The organism is Stutzerimonas stutzeri (genome assembly GCF_009789555.1).
In the GTDB taxonomy this organism is placed as follows: Bacteria; Pseudomonadota; Gammaproteobacteria; order Pseudomonadales; family Pseudomonadaceae; genus Stutzerimonas; species Stutzerimonas stutzeri_R.
Genome location: NZ_CP046902.1, coordinates 4,643,054 through 4,661,126, shown reverse-complemented (window position 1 = coordinate 4,661,126; position 18,073 = coordinate 4,643,054). Strand labels below are relative to the sequence as shown.

17 protein-coding genes are annotated in these 18,073 nt (G+C 62.6%); 10 read left to right on the top strand and 7 right to left on the bottom strand.

The window, feature by feature from the left end:
- Positions 1–61 precede the first annotated feature (61 nt).
- Positions 62–1,189, bottom strand: coding sequence for a methyltransferase (locus tag GQA94_RS21715; protein ID WP_158189962.1), 1,128 nt, complete (start codon positions 1,187–1,189; stop codon positions 62–64).
- A gap of 87 nt (positions 1,190–1,276) precedes the next feature.
- On the opposite strand from GQA94_RS21715, the gene GQA94_RS21710 reads away from it, so the two are divergent.
- Entirely contained in the window at positions 1,277–2,053 is a 777-nt protein-coding gene (locus GQA94_RS21710) for a ferredoxin--NADP reductase (protein ID WP_158189961.1), read from the top strand.
- A 105-nt stretch (positions 2,054–2,158) separates the two neighbouring features.
- Here GQA94_RS21710 and gdhA read toward each other — a convergent pair whose 3' ends face one another.
- On the bottom strand, positions 2,159–3,496 hold the full coding sequence (gdhA, locus tag GQA94_RS21705) for an NADP-specific glutamate dehydrogenase (RefSeq protein WP_158189960.1): 1,338 nt from the start codon (positions 3,494–3,496) through the stop codon (positions 2,159–2,161).
- Between the two features lie 389 nt (positions 3,497–3,885).
- On the opposite strand from gdhA, the gene GQA94_RS21700 reads away from it, so the two are divergent.
- Complete coding sequence (locus GQA94_RS21700; protein ID WP_158189959.1) at positions 3,886–4,395, top strand: gluconokinase; 510 nt, start codon at positions 3,886–3,888, stop codon at positions 4,393–4,395.
- Between the two features lie 103 nt (positions 4,396–4,498).
- Here GQA94_RS21700 and ettA read toward each other — a convergent pair whose 3' ends face one another.
- Positions 4,499–6,166 carry an energy-dependent translational throttle protein EttA gene (gene ettA / locus GQA94_RS21695; RefSeq protein WP_158189958.1) on the bottom strand — a complete coding sequence of 556 codons (1,668 nt, stop codon included), beginning with the start codon at positions 6,164–6,166 and terminating at the stop codon, positions 4,499–4,501.
- Positions 6,108–6,332: a hypothetical protein gene (locus GQA94_RS21690; RefSeq protein WP_158189957.1), complete on the bottom strand. Its 225-nt coding sequence runs from the start codon at positions 6,330–6,332 to the stop codon at positions 6,108–6,110. Before GQA94_RS21690 ends, ettA begins: the two co-directional genes overlap by 59 nt.
- Positions 6,333–6,384: 52 nt before the next feature.
- Here GQA94_RS21690 and GQA94_RS21685 point away from each other — a divergent pair, with 52 nt between their 5' ends.
- From GQA94_RS21685 to GQA94_RS21660, 6 genes are all read left to right on the top strand, one after another.
- On the top strand, positions 6,385–9,351 hold the full coding sequence (locus GQA94_RS21685; RefSeq protein WP_233270201.1) for a bifunctional diguanylate cyclase/phosphodiesterase: 2,967 nt from the start codon (positions 6,385–6,387) through the stop codon (positions 9,349–9,351).
- Between the two features lie 125 nt (positions 9,352–9,476).
- The gene (glyA, locus tag GQA94_RS21680; RefSeq protein ID WP_158189956.1) at positions 9,477–10,730 is read left to right on the top strand and encodes a serine hydroxymethyltransferase; all 1,254 of its coding nucleotides are present in this window, start codon (positions 9,477–9,479) and stop codon (positions 10,728–10,730) included.
- Between the two features lie 171 nt (positions 10,731–10,901).
- A complete protein-coding gene (locus GQA94_RS21675) occupies positions 10,902–12,254 on the top strand; it encodes a cache domain-containing protein (RefSeq protein ID WP_158189955.1) in 1,353 nt (450 codons plus the stop codon).
- Between the two features lie 35 nt (positions 12,255–12,289).
- The gene (locus GQA94_RS21670) at positions 12,290–12,928 is read left to right on the top strand and encodes a response regulator (RefSeq protein ID WP_158189954.1); all 639 of its coding nucleotides are present in this window, start codon (positions 12,290–12,292) and stop codon (positions 12,926–12,928) included.
- 117 nt (positions 12,929–13,045) lie between these two features.
- Positions 13,046–13,507: a methyltransferase family protein gene (locus GQA94_RS21665; RefSeq protein ID WP_158189953.1), complete on the top strand. Its 462-nt coding sequence runs from the start codon at positions 13,046–13,048 to the stop codon at positions 13,505–13,507.
- Between the two features lie 64 nt (positions 13,508–13,571).
- Positions 13,572–13,940, top strand: coding sequence for a PilZ domain-containing protein (locus GQA94_RS21660; protein WP_158189952.1), 369 nt, complete (start codon positions 13,572–13,574; stop codon positions 13,938–13,940).
- Between the two features lie 13 nt (positions 13,941–13,953).
- On the opposite strand, the gene radA is transcribed toward GQA94_RS21660, so the two are convergent.
- A complete protein-coding gene (gene radA / locus GQA94_RS21655) occupies positions 13,954–15,315 on the bottom strand; it encodes a DNA repair protein RadA (protein WP_158189951.1) in 1,362 nt (453 codons plus the stop codon).
- A 115-nt stretch (positions 15,316–15,430) separates the two neighbouring features.
- Between radA and GQA94_RS21650 the strand changes: the two genes are divergently transcribed.
- Entirely contained in the window at positions 15,431–15,865 is a 435-nt protein-coding gene (locus GQA94_RS21650; RefSeq protein ID WP_158189950.1) for a CopD family protein, read from the top strand.
- A gap of 108 nt (positions 15,866–15,973) precedes the next feature.
- Here the strand turns inward: GQA94_RS21650 and GQA94_RS21645 are convergent, their stop codons facing one another.
- Positions 15,974–16,243 carry a YdcH family protein gene (locus GQA94_RS21645; RefSeq protein ID WP_158189949.1) on the bottom strand — a complete coding sequence of 90 codons (270 nt, stop codon included), beginning with the start codon at positions 16,241–16,243 and terminating at the stop codon, positions 15,974–15,976.
- 212 nt (positions 16,244–16,455) lie between these two features.
- On the opposite strand from GQA94_RS21645, the gene mscL reads away from it, so the two are divergent.
- Positions 16,456–16,866 carry a large-conductance mechanosensitive channel protein MscL gene (mscL, locus tag GQA94_RS21640; RefSeq protein WP_158190196.1) on the top strand — a complete coding sequence of 137 codons (411 nt, stop codon included), beginning with the start codon at positions 16,456–16,458 and terminating at the stop codon, positions 16,864–16,866.
- A gap of 52 nt (positions 16,867–16,918) precedes the next feature.
- On the opposite strand, the gene GQA94_RS21635 is transcribed toward mscL, so the two are convergent.
- Positions 16,919–17,950 carry a cytochrome-c peroxidase gene (locus GQA94_RS21635; RefSeq protein ID WP_158189948.1) on the bottom strand — a complete coding sequence of 344 codons (1,032 nt, stop codon included), beginning with the start codon at positions 17,948–17,950 and terminating at the stop codon, positions 16,919–16,921.
- Positions 17,951–18,073 lie beyond the last annotated feature (123 nt).

The following is an 18,073-nucleotide window of genomic DNA, read 5'->3' as shown; positions in this document are numbered from 1 at the left end:
GCTTTGCTGTTTTCTGCCCTGCGGTCGACCAATCATTGACTGGCCAGCAAGTCGCGAGCCTTCATGCCTTGATCGCCCGCAGGATGACGAACTTGGGCGTCGCCGCGACCTGCTCGACCTTGCCGAACAAGCGCTTGAGTTTGAGGTGATAGCCCAGGTGGCGGTTACCGACGATCCAGAGCTCGCCACCCTTGGCGAGTGCGGATTTGGCCTGGGTGAACATGCGCCAGGCGAGGAAATCCCCGACTACCTGCTGTTGGTGGAACGGCGGGTTGCACAGCACCAGATCGAGCGAGGCTGGGGGCTGCTCGGCGAGCCCGTCGCCAGCACGGATGTCGGCAGGGCGCTCGCCGAGGATCGCTCGCCAGTTTTCTCTCGCCGACTGCACCGCCATGTAGCTTTCATCGATCAGCGTCAGTTGTGCCTGGGGATTGCCCAGCGCGTAGACGATACCCAGTACGCCATTGCCGCAGCCGAGGTCCGCGACACGCAGGTCGCCGAGTGCCTTGGGCAGGTATGGGAGGAAGGCGCGGGTGCCGATATCGAGGCCTTCGCGGCAGAACAGGTTGGCGTGGTTGATCAGTTCGACCTGCGGTTGATCGAGGCTGTAGCGGGTCGGGTAGGGCGACGCGGGTGCCGGCATGTGGCTTGGGGTCGCGGTCAGCAGTCGCGCCTTCTTCACAGCCAGCGAGGCCTGCACCGGACCGATGTATTTTTCCAGCAGGTCGCCCGCCGCGCGTGGCAGGTGCTTGATCATCGCGGCAGCGATCACCCGTGCGCCGGGTGCAAGCTGACCGTGCAGGCGGATCAGTTGTTCCTCCAGCAGCGCCAGGGTTTTGGGCACCCTGATCAACACTCGATCGAAGGGGCCCTGCGGCGGCTCGCTTGAGGGGGTGAAGATGACGCTGCCGGTGCCGATCCCGTTGCGCTGGAGGTTTTTCTCGAGGGCCAGGTAGGCCAGGTGCGAGTCACCACTGCTGGTTACCTGTAGCCGTTCGGCCAGCGAACAGGCCAGGGCACCGAAACTGTCGTTGAGGATCAGCACCCGCGCTGTGGCTGGCAAATCCTGCTCATGTAATTCGGCCAACAGGTATTCATCGGCCGCATCGAAGGCCTGTAACGGTTCGTTGGGCTGCTCCGGCTGGCGAATCAGGTCGAGGCGGGCGTAGCGAGATTCGAGAATAGGCATAAGAACTGGCGGTGTTTGTGAGCGTCGGAAAGGAGTATCAAGGGGCTGACCCCTCGAATCCGCAGATCTCCGCGAAGGGAGCGAAGTATGACCGTCAGCGAAGAGAAGTTCACCCGCCAGCGTCTGCTCGATGTGCAGACGTTGACCCCGAGCCTGTTCACCTTGCGCACCAGCCGCGACCCGGGCTTTCGCTTCACGGCCGGGCAGTTCGCGCGTCTCGGCGTCCGTAAGCCCAGCGGTAGCATCGTCTGGCGCGCTTACTCGATGGTGTCGGCGCCCCATGACGAGTTTCTCGACTTCTTCTCCATTGTGGTACCGGAAGGCGAGTTCACCAGCCAATTGAGCCGCCTGAAACCTGGCGACGAGTTGCTGGTGGACAAGCAGGCGTTCGGCTTTCTCACGCTGGACCGGTTCATCGATGGCCGCGATCTTTGGCTGCTGGGCACCGGGACTGGCATCGCGCCGTTCCTTTCGATTCTCCAGGATTTCGAGGTCTGGCAGCGCTTCGAGCGGATCGTGCTGGTCTACAGTGCGCGCACGGCGTCTGAACTGGCCTACCAGTCGCTGATCCACGAGCTGCCGCAGCGTGAGTACTTGGAGGGTCTGGGCAGCAAGCTGACCTACCTGCCATTGATCACACGCGAGAAGGCGCCCGGTGCCTTGCACGGACGTATCACCACACTGATCGAGAACGGCGAACTGGAGCGTGCTGCGGGGCTCAGCCTCGAGCCCGAGCATTCGCGCATCATGCTGTGCGGCAACCCCCAGATGATCGAGGACACTCGCGCCATGCTAAAAGCGCGAGGGCTCAATCTCAGCCTGACCCGGCGTCCGGGGCAGGTCGCGGTGGAAAATTACTGGTAAGCGCTGGCGAGACGTCCCCGCCGCTCTCGCCGGGTCGCCCGCTGGGGCGTTGATTGGCAAGCCCCAGCAGGGCCGCCAGGGTCAGCTTCCAGGGTTCGAGCGAGGTTAAACCACGCCCTGGGCCAGCATGGCGTCCGCAACCTTGACGAAGCCGGCGATATTGGCGCCTTTCACATAATTGGTGCGGCCGTTTTCTTCGCCGTAGGCGACACAGGCATGGTGGATCGATTGTATGATGCCGTGCAGTTTGGTGTCCACCTCCCCGGCGGTCCAGTGCAGGCGCATGGCGTTCTGGCTCATTTCCAGTCCGCTACAGGCCACGCCGCCGGCATTCGATGCCTTGCCCGGGGCGTAAAGGATGCCGGCTTCAAGGAACAGGTCCACCGCTTCCAGCGTCGACGGCATGTTGGCGCCTTCGGCCACGCAAATGCAGCCGTTGTTGAGCAGCGTGCGGGCGTCCTGCGCATCGAGTTCGTTCTGTGTCGCGCAAGGCAGCGCGATCTCGCAAGGCAGGCTCCAGGGGCGCTGGTCGGCCAGGTAGGTCACGCCGAAATGCGCACCCATCTCCTCGATACGGCCGCGACGGACGTTCTTGAGGTCCATCAGGTAGCTCCATTGCTCTTCGGTCAGGCCGTCCGGGAAGTGCAGCGTTCCCCCCGAGTCGGACAAGGAAACGACCCGCCCGCCAAGCTCCATGACTTTCTGGGCGGCATACTGGGCAACGTTGCCGGAGCCCGAAATGGCGACGCGCTTGCCTTCGATGCGGGTACGGGTGCTTTTGAGCATTTCTTCAGCGAAATACACGCAGCCGTAGCCGGTGGCTTCCGGTCGGATCAGGCTGCCGCCATAGGACAATCCCTTGCCGGTCAGTACCGAGGTGAACTGGTTAGACAAGCGCTTGTACTGGCCGAAAAGGAAGCCGATCTCGCGCCCGCCGACGCCGATGTCACCGGCGGGAATATCGAGGTCGGCGCCGATATGACGGTACAGCTCGGTCATGAACGACTGGCAGAAGCGCATGACCTCGTTGTCGCTCTTGCCCTTGGGGTTGAAGTCAGAGCCGCCCTTGCCGCCGCCCATCGGAAGCGAAGTGAGCGAATTCTTGAATACCTGTTCGAAGGCGAGAAACTTCAGGACGCCGATATTGACCGAAGGGTGGAAGCGCAGGCCGCCTTTGTAGGGGCCGATGGCGCTGTTCATCTGGATACGGAAACCGCGATTGACCTGGACGCGTCCCTGGTCGTCGACCCAGGGGACCCTGAAGATAATGGAGCGCTCCGGCTCGACCATGCGCTCGATGATGCCGGCCTGCATGTACAGCGGATTGGCCTCGAGGAACGACCAGAGGCTGCGAACGACCTCTTCGACGGCCTGATGAAATTCGGGTTGATGGGGATCGCGTTGTTTGAGTCGGGCAAGGAACGCGTCGACGGTTTCGAACATATTGAGCCCTCGGCAACCGCCTGCGGCAGCCTGTTGGAAATTTTTATAGGGCGGCGACTCTAGCAAACAACTTTTGCACCGTGAAGGTGCGACTCACTGTGCGCGTGTCGTCTTTTGGTGCGCATCTGTCGCCGCAAATACCGGCAGTGTATAGGCGACGCGCTTTGCGACCGGTCCCGCCGTCACCGCTGATCGGGCGAAAGGCTTGCCGGTGTCCGCGCCTCGGCAACGTGGCCGGTCGCTGCGAACTGACCAGTCAAGGGAGGAACTTCGGTACCCCCGTACGACCGAAGAGGGGAAGCGCAGCGCGCATGTATCGGGGCGATCAGGTCGTCCGTCGATGGCCTGCGATGTCCCGGTTCCGAATGGCTGAAAGGAAGAGTGTGTCAGTGATCGTCATCATCATGGGTGTGTCCGGCAGCGGCAAAACGACTATCGGCGAGCGGCTGGCGGCTCGTCTGGGATGCGGCTTTTCGGACGCGGACCAATTCCACAGCGATGCCAACAAGGCGAAAATGGCTGCCGGAACGCCGCTCACCGATGCGGATCGCGAGCCTTGGCTGCAGGCCATGCATGAGGCAATCGTCGAACGGGCGCGGCTCGGGGAGGATCACGTGTTCGCCTGCTCGGCACTCAAACGGCGGTATCGGCAGGTGCTGCGGGGTGAGGTCGAGGACGTGCGCCTGGTGTTCCTGCACGGGCCTCGCGAGGTGCTGGCCGAGCGCGTCGGCAAGCGCCGCGGGCATTTTTTCGCGGCTACGCTGCTGGACGACCAGCTCGCCAACCTCGAACCGCCGGGGAAGGGCGAGGCGCTGCTCGTAGACATTCGCAGCCGGCCGGAGGAAATCGTCGAACAGATCGCACAGGCGCTGGCGGCGCCTGGCGGTGACCGCCCCTAGCTGTCCGCCCGCTTGACCGTTACCCATACGCGGGCAGCAGCAGGGCGGCGATTGTCGGTCGATACGAAAACGGAGCCTTTCGGCTCCGTTTCGGTCGTGCTCGTTACTGCGCCAGTTTCTTGTACTTGACCCGGTGCGGCTGGGCGGCGGCGTCGCCCAGGCGCTTCTTGCGGTCGGCTTCGTATTCGGTGTAGTTGCCTTCGAAGAAGACGATATCGCCGTTGTCCTCGTAGGACAGGATGTGCGTGGCGACGCGGTCCAGGAACCAGCGGTCGTGGGAGATCACGATGGCGGCGCCGGGGAAGTCCAGCAGCGCTTCTTCCAGCGAACGCAGGGTTTCCACGTCGAGGTCGTTGGACGGCTCGTCGAGCAGCAGCACGTTGGCGCCTTCCTTGAGCGTCAGCGCCAAGTGCAGACGGCCACGCTCACCGCCAGAGAGGTCCTTGACGAACTTCTGCTGGTCGCCGCCCTTGAAGTTGAAGCGGCCCACGTAGGTGCGCGATGGCACTTCGTAGTTACCGATTCGGATCATGTCGGAGCCATCGGACACCGCTTCCCAGACCGTCTTGCTGCCGTCCAGGTCCTCGCGGCTCTGGTCGACGCAGGCGACCTGCACGGTGTCGCCGATCTCGATGCTGCCCGAGTCCGGCTGCTCCTTGCCCATGATCATGCGGAACAGCGTCGACTTGCCCGCGCCGTTACCGCCGATCACGCCAACGATGGCGCCCTTGGGCATGCTGAACGAGAGATTCTCGATGAGCACGCGGTCGCCATAGCCCTTGGTCACGTTGTTGAAATCAATGACCTTGTCGCCCAGGCGGGGACCGGCCGGAATATAGATTTCATTGGTTTCGCTGCGCTTCTGGAATTCCTGCGATTGCAGTTCCTCGAAGCGCTGCAAGCGCGCCTTGGACTTGGCCTGGCGGGCCTTGGCGCCTTTGCGCACCCACTCCAGCTCTTCCTTCATGGCCTTTTCATGGGCCGACTGCTGCTTGGACTCCTGCGCCAGGCGGTTGGATTTGGCTTCCAGCCAGCCGGAGTAGTTGCCCTCGTACGGGATACCCGCGCCGCGGTCGAGTTCGAGAATCCAGCCGGCCACGTTGTCCAGGAAGTAGCGGTCGTGAGTGATCGCCACTACGGTGCCAGGGAAATCGTGGAGGAAGTGTTCCAGCCAGGCCACCGAATCGGCGTCCAGGTGGTTGGTCGGTTCGTCCAGCAGCAGCATGTCGGGCGCCGATAGCAGCAGGCGGCAGAGGGCGACACGACGCTTTTCGCCACCGGACAGGTGTTCGACTTTCGCATCCCACGGCGGCAGGCGCAGGGCGTCGGCGGCGACTTCCAGCTGGCGCTCCAGGTTGTGCCCATCGCTGGCTTGCAGAATGGCTTCGAGCTTGGCCTGTTCGGCGGCCAGCTTGTCGAAGTCGGCATCCGGCTCGGCATAGGCGGCGTAGACCTCATCGAGCCGGGCCTGGGCATCCTTGATACTGCTCACGGCCTCTTCGACGACTTCGCGGACGGTCTTGTTCGGATCGAGCTGCGGTTCCTGCGGCAGATAGCCCACGTTGAGGTCGGGCATCGGGCGCGCTTCGCCATCGAACTCCTTGTCGACGCCAGCCATGATTCTCAGGAGTGTGGATTTACCCGCGCCGTTGAGGCCGAGCACACCAATCTTGGCGCCGGGGAAGAATGACAGCGAAATGTTCTTCAGAATTTCACGCTTCGGCGGAACGACTTTGCTCAGCCGGTGCATCGTGTAGACGTATTGAGCCATGGAAACGGAAGCCCGTGACAAGAAAAAAAGGAAGATGGAAACCCGCCGCGGCGGGCCGGTAGAACAGTTCGGCAAAGCTACCGGAATGCTCCGGGCAGGGCAAACCAGCGGCCGGGCTTTTCAATGATGGCATTTTGCCGTGCACGTAGGCATTCTTGGCATCCATCACCGCATCAACTGTATGGCTACTCGGCCGTCAACACACAGGTCCGATACGTTTGACCGACCTCGACCCTACCCCGTCGCTTGCGTCCCGTCCCGAAAAGCTCGCGCCGCTTGTGCGGCTCGCGGCGCAAGCCTGTGCCCGTTTTCTGACGCCTCGGCGCTTTGCTTCTCGCTGGCAGGCGTTGCGCTATTCGATCACGGCATTGGACGCCATCGAGGAGCGCATTCTGATCAGCGATTTTTCCGGTCGCCTGCGCTACCTCAACAGCCAGGCGGAGGCGATGTTCGGCCTGAACAATCGGGAGGTTTCCCGCTATCGGTTGCAGCGGTTGCTGCCCACGCTCGATCCTCAGGCCTTCGATGCCGGCAGCGCTGATGCCGATGTCTGCCTGGCCCCGGTTCGATTGCTGCAGGACGGGGAGTCCCGCATCTATTCGATGACCCGCCGGGCGTTGCGCCTGGATGATGATGCGAAACCCACCGGCTTTGTCTGGGTCATGCGCGACATCACCCGCGAGCAGCAGGCGCAGACGGCGTTGGCAGAGCGCGAGCGCTTCTGGTCGGAAGTGCTGCGTGCCGTACCGGACACGCTGTACGTGCAAGACGTTCAGACCGGCAAACTCCTGTTCAGCAACAGCAACCTGGCCTCGCGGCTGGGCTACAGCGAGGAAGAACGCGGCGCAGACGGCGACGCATTCTGGCGGCGCATCAGCCACCCCGATGATCAGGAATACATCTGGCGACTGTTGGCACTGCGCGGCTCGATGAACGAGGGGGCTGGCCAGGAGGCGTTGCTGCGTTGGCGCCATCGGGACGGTAGCTGGCGCTGGTTCAGCATCCGCGAGCAGGTGCTCTCTCGCGACGACCGGGGCCGGGTCTGGCGGCTGATTGGCGTGGCCCGCGACGTGACCGCAAACATCGAGCACAGCCATTCGCTGCGTGACAGCGAGCGCCGTTATCGCATGCTCGCCGACAGCCTGCAGGATTTGATTTTCACTACCGACAGCGCGGTCCGCATCGATTACGTCAGCCCGTCGGTGGAAGCCATGCTTGGCTACAGCCCGCAGTGGATGGCGCGCAATGGCCTTGGTCGGCTGGTGACCAAGCCGCGCCAGATCGCACGCTTCTATGACCTGATGCGTCGGGTGCGCAACGCTTCGGCCGATCCGATAGCCTTCGCCGAGCTCGGCCAGAATCTGCTGGGCCAGCCGCTGCATTTCGATTGCCTGGCCGCGGACGGTCGAGCGGTGACGATCGAGTTGCGCATCATGCTGATCAGAAACGAGAACAATCGTTTCGACGGCGCGCTGTGCATTGGCCGTGACATCAGCCAACAGCGCCAGGCGGAGAAGGAGCTGCGTCGCGCGGCAACGGTGTTCGACCATTCTACCGCCGCCATCGTCGTCACCGACCCAGCGGGGCGCATCGTCCAGGTCAACCCGGCGTTCCAGCGCATTACCGGTTATGGCAGTGACGAAATGCTCGGCAAGCTGCCGACCGCGCTGAGTGCCGATCGCCAGCAGGCCAACCAGATGACCTTCGTGCGTGACCAGATCCTTCAGGCCGGCACCTGGGAAGGCGAGTTCTGGCTCAAGCGCAAGGATGGGGAAACCTATCCGTGCTGGGTTGGCATCACCGCGGCGCGCGACGATGAGAATGATCTGGTCAGCTATGTCTGCTTCTTCAGTGACATGAGCGAGCGCAAGGCCAGCGAGAAGCGCATCCATCGGCTCGCCTACTATGACAGCCTGACCCAGCTGCCCAATCGGACACTGTTCCAGGATCGTTTGCACAACAGCCTGCAACTGGCCGCGCGCCGCGGTGCCTGGATCGCGCTGATGTTTCTCGATCTGGATCGCTTCAAGCCGATCAATGACTCGCTCGGCCACGCTGCCGGTGACCGGATGCTCAAAGACGTGGCCATGCGTCTGGCTTCCTGCGTCGACGAGGACGATACGGTGGCCCGCATGGGGGGCGACGAATTCACGTTCCTCCTGCATCCCTGCGCCGATCGCGACGAGGCCCTGAACCGAGCGATCCACGTCAGCGAACGTATCCTGGCCAGCCTGACCGAGCCGTTCGTGCTCTCGGGTCGCGAGTTCTTCGTCACCGCCAGTATCGGCATCGCGCTCAGCCCGCAGGACGGTGACGACATCAGCCAACTGATGAAGAATGCCGATACGGCGATGTATCACGCCAAGGAGCGCGGCAAGAACAATTTCCAGTTCTATCAAGCCGAGATGAACGCCAGCGCCCTGGAGCGCCTGGAATTGGAAAGCGATCTGCGTCATGCCCTCGAGCAGCAACAGTTCGTGCTGCATTATCAGCCGCAGTTTCTGGCCGATGGTCGTACCCTGACTGGCGTCGAAGCGCTGCTGCGTTGGCAACATCCGGGCCGTGGTCTGGTGCCGCCTGGCGATTTCATTCCGGCGCTCGAAGAGCTGGGCCTGGTGGTCGAGGCGGGCGATTGGGTGCTGGGTGAAGCCTGCCGGCAGATTGCGGCGTGGCAGGCGCAGGGGCTTGCCGTGCCCAAGGTGTCGGTCAATCTTTCCGCACGACAGTTTGCCGACGGCCTGCTGGGCCAGCGCATCGCCTCGATCCTTGAGTCCAGTGGCATCCTGCCCGCATGCCTGGAGTTGGAGCTGACAGAAAGTATCCTGATGCAGAACGTCGATGAGGCGATGCGCATCCTCGACTCGCTCAAGGGGCTCGGGCCGTCCATCGCCATCGACGATTTCGGCACGGGCTACTCGTCGCTCAACTACCTGAAGGCGTTCCCCATCGATGTCCTGAAGATCGACCACAGCTTCGTCGACGGCTTGCCGACGGGCGAGCAGGACGGGCAGATTGCGCGGGCCATCATCGCCATGGCGCACAGTCTCAGCCTGTCGGTCATTGCCGAAGGCGTGGAAAACCAGGCGCAGCTGGATTTTCTCAGGGAGCACGGCTGCGATGAAGTGCAGGGGTTCTATCTCGGCCAGCCGATGCCCGGCAGCGAGTTGCAGGCGCTGCTCGGCTAGCCTGGGGGAAACGCTGTGGACGCATTCATGTTGCAGATGACCAGGCCTCATACCCGCGCCCCGGCGGATGAGGTAGAATCCGCGCCTCTCTTTTTATACCGCCAGCTGATTCTCAGAGGACTGCCATGTTCAGCCGTGATTTGACCCTCGCCCGTTTCGACGCCGATCTCTTCGCTGCCATGCAGCAGGAAGCCAAGCGTCAGGAAGACCACATCGAGCTGATCGCCTCGGAGAACTACACCAGCCCGGCGGTGATGGAAGCCCAGGGTTCGGTACTCACCAACAAGTACGCCGAAGGCTATCCGGGCAAGCGCTACTACGGGGGTTGCGAGTTTGTCGACGTGGTCGAGCAACTGGCCATCGACCGCGCCAAGCAGCTGTTCGGGGCCGACTATGCCAACGTCCAGCCGCATGCCGGCTCGCAAGCCAACAGCGCCGTCTATCTGGCCCTGCTCAATGCAGGCGACACCATTCTCGGGATGAGCCTGGCCCACGGCGGTCACCTGACCCACGGTGCCACCGTTTCATCTTCGGGCAAGCTGTACAACGCCGTGCAGTACGGCATCAACGACCAGGGTCTGATCGACTATGACGAAGTCGAGCGCCTGGCCGTCGAGCACAAGCCGAAAATGATCGTGGCGGGCTTTTCTGCTTACTCGCAGAAACTGGATTTCCCGCGCTTCCGCGAAATCGCCGACAAGGTCGGTGGCTACCTGTTCGTCGACATGGCTCATGTGGCCGGTCTGGTCGCCGCAGGCGTCTATCCGAACCCGGTGCCGTTCGCCGACGTGGTCACCACCACCACCCACAAGACGTTGCGTGGCCCGCGCGGTGGCCTGATCCTGGCGCGTGCCAACGCCGAGATCGAGAAAAAACTCAACTCCGCGGTGTTCCCTGGCGCGCAGGGTGGCCCGCTGGAACATGTCATCGCGGCCAAGGCGGTGTGCTTCAAGGAAGCGCTGCAGCCAGAATTCAAGGTTTATCAGCAGCAGGTGGTGGATAACGCTCAGGCGATGGCCGAAGTGTTCCTCGAGCGTGGCTTCGACGTGGTATCTGGCGGCACGCAGAACCATCTGTTCCTGCTCAGCCTGATCAAGCAGGACATCACCGGTAAGGACGCCGACGCCGCCCTGGGTCGCGCCCATATCACCGTGAACAAGAACAGCGTGCCGAACGATCCGCGCTCGCCCTTCGTCACCTCCGGTCTGCGTATCGGCACTCCAGCCGTGACCACCCGTGGCTTCAGCGAGGCCGAGTGCCGTGACCTGGCGGGCTGGATTTGCGACATTCTCGATAACATGGGCGACGAATCGGTGATCGAGGCTGTGCGCGGCAAGGTCGAAGCCGTTTGCGCCAAGTTCCCGGTCTACGGTAACTGATCGCTCGTCGCAGCAACGAAAGCCCGGCTATTGCCGGGCTTTTTCGTTTGTGTCTCGCGCGGGTCGGCTGGCCTGTCATCAGTAACCCACGCAGAGCACTCGCGGGGGCTCACGGTCTGGGTTAATTTTCGGCAGCGTTCCGCCAGGGAGCGCGCCGTGCGGAGAGCCACGATGCAGCTCAAACACAAGATTGCCGCGCTCAGCATCCTGCCATTGCTGTTGGCCGTGGCGGTCGTTTGCGCGCTGGTCTTCGTCCAGAACCAGCGCCTGGGCGAGCAGCAGGCCAAGCTGATCGAAGCGAGCATCCTGGCGAGCAAGCAGGCTGAGTTGAAAAACTATGTGGAAATGGCCATCAGCATCATTGCGCCGCTCTACGACAGCGGTCAGGACGATGACCAGACCAAGCAGAAGGTGCTGGCCGCACTGAGCCGGTTCAGCTTTGGCAGCGATGGCTATTTTTTCGTCTATGACCATAGCGGCCGCAACCTGATGCATCCGCGCCAGAGCGAACTGGTAGGGCAGAACCTGTGGGAAATGACCGATCCGAACGGCCTGCCGGTGATCCAGGCGCTGATGCGCAGTGCCAGCAGCGGCGAGGGCTTTCAGCGGTATGCCTGGCAAAAGCCTTCTACCGGGCAATTTGCGGCCAAGCTCGCCTATGTCGTGATGTTGGACCGCTGGGGTTGGATGCTCGGCACTGGCCTGTATCTGGAGGACGTCGACCAGGCGATCATGCAAGTACGCGAAGAGGTGTCCAGCGGCATTCACACCACCATGCTCGCCATTGCCGGTGTTGCGCTGGTTGCGGTGCTGTTGGTGTTTGCCAGCGGCCTGACGCTTAACGTCAGCGAGCGCCGGCTGGCGGACCGCAAATTGCAAGTGCTGACCCAGCGGATCGTCAGCCTGCAGGAAGAGGAGCGTTCTCGGGTATCGCGTGAACTGCATGACGGCATCAGCCAATTGCTGGTCTCGATCAAGTTCCAGTTCGAACTGGCCAGCCATGAGCTTCGTACCGGCAGCCCCAAGGCACTGACGACGCTGGAGACCGGTGTCGAGCGGCTGGCGGGAGCGATTGGCGAGGTACGGCGCATCTCTCATGACCTGCATCCCTCGCTCCTGGATACGCTGGGGCTGTCGGCGGCAATCGGTCAGCTTGTGGCCGAATTCGAGCAGCGCAGCGGGCTGAAGATGCTATACCGCAATGGCCTTGGTGACGGCGCGCCTGATGACGCCGTCGCTGTCGCGTTGTTTCGGGTGTTGCAGGAAGCGCTGACCAATATCGAACGGCACGCCGCTGCGGAGTCTGTTCACATCAGCCTGGACGGCGACGGCGCCTCGGTGCGCCTGCGGGTTCGGGACGATGGCGTCGGGTTCAATCCACGCCGCCTCGATAGCATCAAGGGCGGCGGAATCGGCTTGCGCAACATCCGTGAGCGGGTGGAGCACTTCGGCGGGCGCTTCAGCCTGCTATCGGCGGCTGGCGGCACTGAACTGGACGTGACATTGCCGGCTCGGGCCGGTTGAACCCTGGCATTTTCGAATAATAAGAGGCTCGCTCAATGAACCCGCAGATTGGCATCAAGGTGGTACTGATAGACGACCATGCCTTGGTTCGGGACGGCATCCGCGCGCTGCTGATGGCCGTACCCGAACTGGATGTGGTCGGCGAGGCCGGCAGCGGCGCGGAAGCGTTCGAACTGCTCGGGCGCGTGCCGGCGGACGTCGTGCTGATGGATATCGGGCTGAAGGACGTCAACGGCCTCGAGTTGACCCAATCCTTGCGCGAGGCTTATCCCGGCATCCGCGTGTTGATCCTGAGCATGTACGACAATCAGGAATACGTGAACACTTCGGTAAAGGTCGGTGCTTGCGGTTATGTCCTGAAGGACGCGCCGTCGCGTGAAATCATCGTCGCCATCGAGGCGATCGCCGCAGGCGGCACCTATTACAGCAAGGGAATTGCCGAGAAGTTGGCCAGCCACGGCGCCGAGGAGCGCGAACTGACCCCGCGCGAGCGCGAAGTGCTGTTGATGCTGGCGCAGGGGCATAACAACAAGACCATGGCGCGGGCGTTGCAGATCAGCGTGCGAACGGTGGAAACCCATCGGCTGAGCATTCGTCGCAAGCTCGACATCGACCGACCGGCGGACCTGATGAAGCACGCCATGGTCCATGGTTGGCTACCGGGACAGCACTAACGGCGCTTTACAGGTTCAAACCAGACGGCGCGGACTCGCTCGTCAGAAAGCGCATTCCACGCAGGCGGTGCTGCGTTGCGGCAGCACAGATTGCCCATTTCCACATCAGGATGCGTCATGCCTGTCTACTCAGCCGGATCGATCCCGCCGCCACCGTTGGTCTACCTGGTATTCATCGGCTGCGCCTGGGGACTGGCCAGGTGGGTGCCGCTCGACCTCCCAACCCATGACTGGATGACCGTCGCCGGCTGGGCTGCGATCATCCTTGGCGCCGTGCTGATGGTCTGGGCGGCCTGGGAAATGTTTCGTCACCGCACCACCATCAACCCCTACGGCAAGCCAAGCGCCCTGTTGCAAAGCGGCCCGTTCCGCTATTCGCGCAACCCGATCTACCTTGCCGATACGCTCGTCTACTGCGGCATTGCGCTGCTGCTTGCCAGCCTCTGGCCCTGGCTGTTGCTGCCCTTGTTGATTCGCTGCATGCAGCGCACCGTGATCCTGCACGAGGAACACCTGCTGACGCGCATGTTCGGCGATCAGTACAGGTCGTATCGACGCCGGGTGCGACGCTGGCTCTGAGCACCCTTCTGGCGCATGGCGCGTCGCCTATAGTTAATCGAAGAATTTCCCGGGAGTGGTTTTGATGAATAAAACAAGCAGCGACCGTCGGCGCTTCCAGCGCTTCGCCTTCGATGCCGAAACGGAGCTGGTGCAGGGGCAGCGCCGATGGCGGGTCGAGTTGCACGATCTATCGCTCAAGGGCTTGCTGGTGCATCGGCCCGCTGGTTGGGATGCCGATCTCGCCCAACCGTTCGAAGCACGGATACGGCTTTCCGATGAGGCCGAAGTGCGCATGGAGGTCGAGGCGGCGCACGGTGAAGGAGAACTGGTCGGGCTGATGTGTCGGCACATCGATGTCGACTCCATCAGTCATCTGCGGCGGCTGGTGGAGCTGAATCTGGGCGATGAAACCCTGCTCGAGCGCGAACTGGCTGCGCTCGGCGAGCCCTGAGCGGCGGCGTACCTTATTCGAACAGGGCGTCCAGCGCCTGCTCGAGGCGTGTTACCGCGATGATCTGCAGCCCGGCGGGCGCTTCCTTGGGCGCGTTGCCCTTGGGCACGATGGCACGTTTGAAACCGTGCTTGGCGGCTTCCTTCAACCGTTCCTGACCGCTCGGTACCGGACGAATCTCGCCGGAAAGTCCCACCTCGCCAAAGACCAGCAGGTCGGTATCCAGAGGGCGATTGCGCAGGCTGGATATCACCGCGGCCATCAGCGCGAGGTCCGACGCGGTTTCCAGTACCTTGACGCCTCCGACCACGTTGATGAAGACGTCCTGGTCGTAGGTGGGTATGCCGCCGTGGCGATGCAGCACCGCCAGCAGCATGGCCAGGCGGTTCTGATCGAGGCCGAGGGTGACGCGACGCGGATTGGCCATGTGACTGGTATCAACCAGGGCCTGGACCTCGACCAGCATTGGGCGAGTGCCTTCCCATGTGGCCATGACCACGCTGCCGGGCACTGCTTCCTGGGCACGGGTGAGGAAGATCGCCGAGGGGTTGGTGACTTCCTTCAAGCCTTTGTCGGTCATGCCGAACACGCCCAGTTCATTGACGGCACCGAACCGGTTCTTCACCGCGCGCAGCAGCCGCAGGCGACCGTCCGATTCGCCTTCGAAATACAGCACCGTATCGACCATGTGTTCAAGCACGCGAGGCCCGGCGAGCGCGCCTTCCTTGGTCACGTGACCCACCAGGAAAATCGCCGTACCGCTCTGCTTGGCGAAACGCACCAACAGCGCCGCGCTTTCGCGGACCTGGGCGACGCCGCCGGGGGCCGATTGCAACTGCTCGGTGAAGATGGTCTGGATCGAGTCGATGACCATCACCTTGGGTTTTTCCAGGCGTGCGGTGGCGATGATCGACTCGATGCAGGTTTCGGTCATGACCTTGAGTCTGTCCTGCGGCAGATCCAGCCGCCGTGCGCGCATGGCCACCTGCTGCTGCGATTCTTCGCCCGTGACATAGAGGGCGGGGAACTGCCGAGCGATATTGCACAGCGTCTGCAGCAGGATGGTCGATTTGCCGATGCCGGGGTCGCCTCCGATGAGTACCACCGAGCCGTCCACCAGCCCGCCTCCGAGCACGCGGTCCAGTTCGCCGGATGCGGTGGAAAAACGGGGGACTTCCTCGACGCTGACTTCGGCCAGGGTCTTGATGTTCGCCTGGTCTCCAGCCCAGCCCGCGCGACCGCTCGGCGGAGCAGCGCCCTCTATGATTGTTTCCACCAGGGTGTTCCAGGCGCCACAGTCGCCGCACTGCCCGGCCCACTTGGGAAAGGTCGAGCCACACTCGGTGCAGCCATACATGCGCTTGGCCTTGGCCATTGGGGAACTCCGCGTCGGACGAATTGAATTGCATGATAACGGCTGACTTGATCGCCATCAGCCACAAGCGCGTGGCGCGCCGTCAGACTGTAAACAATTCGAACAGGAGTCAGTCATGCGCCACGTGTTGTTCTTGCACCTGCTCGGGGCCAGCGTCTGGGCTGGCGGTCATGTGGTGCTGTTGCTTGGGGTGTTGCCGGGTGCGTTGCGTGGCCGCGAGGTGGAGCCAGTGCGCGCGTTCGAGCGGCTTTACGAGCGGGTTGGCCTCCCGGCCTTGCTGTTGCAGATCATCACCGGGATCTGGCTGGCCGGGCAATGGCTGCCGTACTCGCATTGGTTTGGCAGCTCGCCTATCGCTCAATTGGTTCAAGCCAAACTGATACTGCTGGGTTTCACCGCGGCGCTCGGCGCGCACGCCCGGCTGGCATTGATTCCGAAGCTGGACCCGCAGCGCTTGCCGCACCTGGCCGTGCATATAGTCCTCATCACCCTGACCGCCGTGGCGTTTGTCTGGGTCGGGACGGGGTTCAGGTTTGGACGTCTGTTCTAGTGCGCCGAATGGCTAAGCCACGCCTGTCGCAACGTGGAGCGCCTCCGGGGCCGAGTCGATCCACGCGACCCGCCACGTCGCCGCGGCGGATGCGCTACTGAACCGCGATCAGCCGCAGCAGCCGCCGCAGCAGCTTCCGCTGGCACGCTTGAGGGCGCGGGCGATGTCGTCCTTGAGCGCTACGCGCTCCTGCTTGAGCGCGCTGAGCGCCCCGTCGCTGAGGGTCTCAACACCGTCTTCCACGCGGCAGATCTGCTTGTCCAGCGCTTCGTAAGCATCTGCCTTGCGGGCAAACGCGGCGTCCTGCAGGCGCAGTTGATGAAGCTCTTCGCGGTTTTCCGGGAAATCCTTGATCAGTGGGTGATGTTCGACGTGCATGGTGCCGCTCCGGGTCGTGTCTGTAGAGTCGTACCTTAGCCGTGCCCCTGGCCAATCCTTTTGACGGCGATCAAGGCGAGGTTAACGCGGCGCTCCGGTTTGTCGCGCGACGGTCTGGCCCGGCGCTTCAACCCGGCCTATGCTGCACAGGGCCGAAGCGCTACGGCGGTCGCTCCGACGACGTAACTTCAATCGAATGGGACAGTAATCAGATGGGCATGATCAGCGAATTCAAAGCGTTTGCAGTCAGGGGCAACGTCATCGATATGGCGGTTGGCATCATCGTCGGTGCGGCGTTCACCAAGATCGTCTCGTCGTTCGTCGCCGATGTGGTGACGCCGCCGCTGGGCATGTTGATTGGCGGTGTGGATTTTTCCGACCTGGCGATAGTGCTCAAACAGGCTGTAGGCGATACGCCGGCGGTGACGTTGAGCTACGGACGGTTCATCCAGACGGTGTTCGACTTCACCATCGTGGCCTTCGCGATATTCCTGGCGGTCAAGGCGATCAATCATCTCAAACGCAAGGAGGCGGAAGCTCCGTCAGCCCCGTCCGCACCCACTAAGGAAGAGGTGTTGCTGACCGAAATTCGCGATGCGCTACGTGCACAGAACCGGTCCTGAAGGTTTGAATCCATAAGCGGCGGCCCCGCCGCTGGGCCGGGCCGCCGTTCACTCACTCGGGCTTCGGTGTATCCGCCGAGCTGGCTGGCAATACCGGGTAGGCGACCTCTGGCTGCTTGCCGGTCAGGCTGCGCAGAAAGGCTGCGATTGCAGTGACTTCGTTATCCTTCAGGGTGCGGCCCAGTTGGCTGTCGCCCATGATCGCCACCGCCTGCTCCAGTTCCCAGACTTCGCCGCTGTGGAAGTAGGGCTGCGTCAGCGCGACGTTACGCAGTGGCGCTGCTCGGAATACGTATTCGTCGTCGGCGGTATTGGTGACCGTGAAGCGGCCCTTGTCGCCGGCCGGCAGGATGTCGGCCCCGGGCTTCTTGATCACGCCGAAGGGGAAGTAGCTCTGGCCCCCGATGTTGACACCGTTATGGCAGGCGATGCAGCCAACGTCCATGAACAGCGCAAGCCCTTCCTTCTGCTTGGCGTCCAAGGCCTTGTCTTCGCCCTTGAGGTAGCGGTCGAACGGCGAATCGGGCGTGGTCAGGCTGACTTCGAATGCCTCCAGGGCGTAGGCCATGTTGTCGAAGCTGACGGGGTCCTTGTCGTTGGGGAACGCCTTCTTGAACTCGGCCGCGTACTCGGGAATGCTCTTGAGCGTCGCTACGACGCGTTCAGGCGTGCTGTTCATTTCCACGCTGGCCTGCACCGGGCCTTTGGCCTGCTCCTGAAGATCCTTGGCGCGGCCGTCCCAGAACTGCGCGGCGTTGAATACCGCGTTAAGCACGGTGGGTGAGTTGCGCGGACCCTTCTGCCAGCCGTGGCCGATGGAGGTCGGCACGTTGTCGCTGCCGCCGATGCTCAGGTTATGGCAGCTGTTGCAGCTGATGATGTGGCTGCTGGACAGGCGTGGATCGAACCAGAGCTTGTGGCCGAGCTTCGCCTGGTCATTATTGACGGCATGGCCACGCACTTCGGTGACCTTGGCAGGGATCGGTTTGAAAATGGCATTGGCGCGCTCGCGCAGGTCGTCTGCATGGGCCATGTTGGAGATCAGCATCAGTCCGCTGAACAGGACGGGAATCGGGCAGCGCATCACGAAATCCTTCTAAAAAATCGGCTGTTTTAGGAGGCGCTTTTTGTCCGTCTGGCTTGTTGATTTGAATCAAGGCGGTCTTTTGCCAGGCACCAGACAAAATGTCGCAGTTGGCACGCCGGC

Bases quoted from the DNA above. Each gene is read 5' to 3' on its own strand.
- mscL (WP_158190196.1), top strand. From the start codon at position 16,456: ATGGGCATGATCAGCGAATTCAAAGCGTTTGCAGTCAGGGGCAACGTC.
- GQA94_RS21650 (WP_158189950.1), top strand. From the start codon at position 15,431: ATGCGCCACGTGTTGTTCTTGCACCTGCTCGGGGCCAGCGTCTGGGCT.
- GQA94_RS21710 (WP_158189961.1), top strand. From the start codon at position 1,277: ATGACCGTCAGCGAAGAGAAGTTCACCCGCCAGCGTCTGCTCGATGTG.
- GQA94_RS21635 (WP_158189948.1), bottom strand. From the start codon at position 17,950: ATGCGCTGCCCGATTCCCGTCCTGTTCAGCGGACTGATGCTGATCTCC.
- ettA (WP_158189958.1), bottom strand. From the start codon at position 6,166: ATGGCTCAATACGTCTACACGATGCACCGGCTGAGCAAAGTCGTTCCG.
- GQA94_RS21715 (WP_158189962.1), bottom strand. From the start codon at position 1,189: ATGCCTATTCTCGAATCTCGCTACGCCCGCCTCGACCTGATTCGCCAG.
- gdhA (WP_158189960.1), bottom strand. From the start codon at position 3,496: ATGTTCGAAACCGTCGACGCGTTCCTTGCCCGACTCAAACAACGCGAT.
- radA (WP_158189951.1), bottom strand. From the start codon at position 15,315: ATGGCCAAGGCCAAGCGCATGTATGGCTGCACCGAGTGTGGCTCGACC.
- GQA94_RS21665 (WP_158189953.1), top strand. From the start codon at position 13,046: ATGCCTGTCTACTCAGCCGGATCGATCCCGCCGCCACCGTTGGTCTAC.
- GQA94_RS21645 (WP_158189949.1), bottom strand. From the start codon at position 16,243: ATGCACGTCGAACATCACCCACTGATCAAGGATTTCCCGGAAAACCGC.
- GQA94_RS21670 (WP_158189954.1), top strand. From the start codon at position 12,290: ATGAACCCGCAGATTGGCATCAAGGTGGTACTGATAGACGACCATGCC.
- GQA94_RS21690 (WP_158189957.1), bottom strand. From the start codon at position 6,332: ATGGATGCCAAGAATGCCTACGTGCACGGCAAAATGCCATCATTGAAA.
- GQA94_RS21660 (WP_158189952.1), top strand. From the start codon at position 13,572: ATGAATAAAACAAGCAGCGACCGTCGGCGCTTCCAGCGCTTCGCCTTC.
- glyA (WP_158189956.1), top strand. From the start codon at position 9,477: ATGTTCAGCCGTGATTTGACCCTCGCCCGTTTCGACGCCGATCTCTTC.
- GQA94_RS21675 (WP_158189955.1), top strand. From the start codon at position 10,902: ATGCAGCTCAAACACAAGATTGCCGCGCTCAGCATCCTGCCATTGCTG.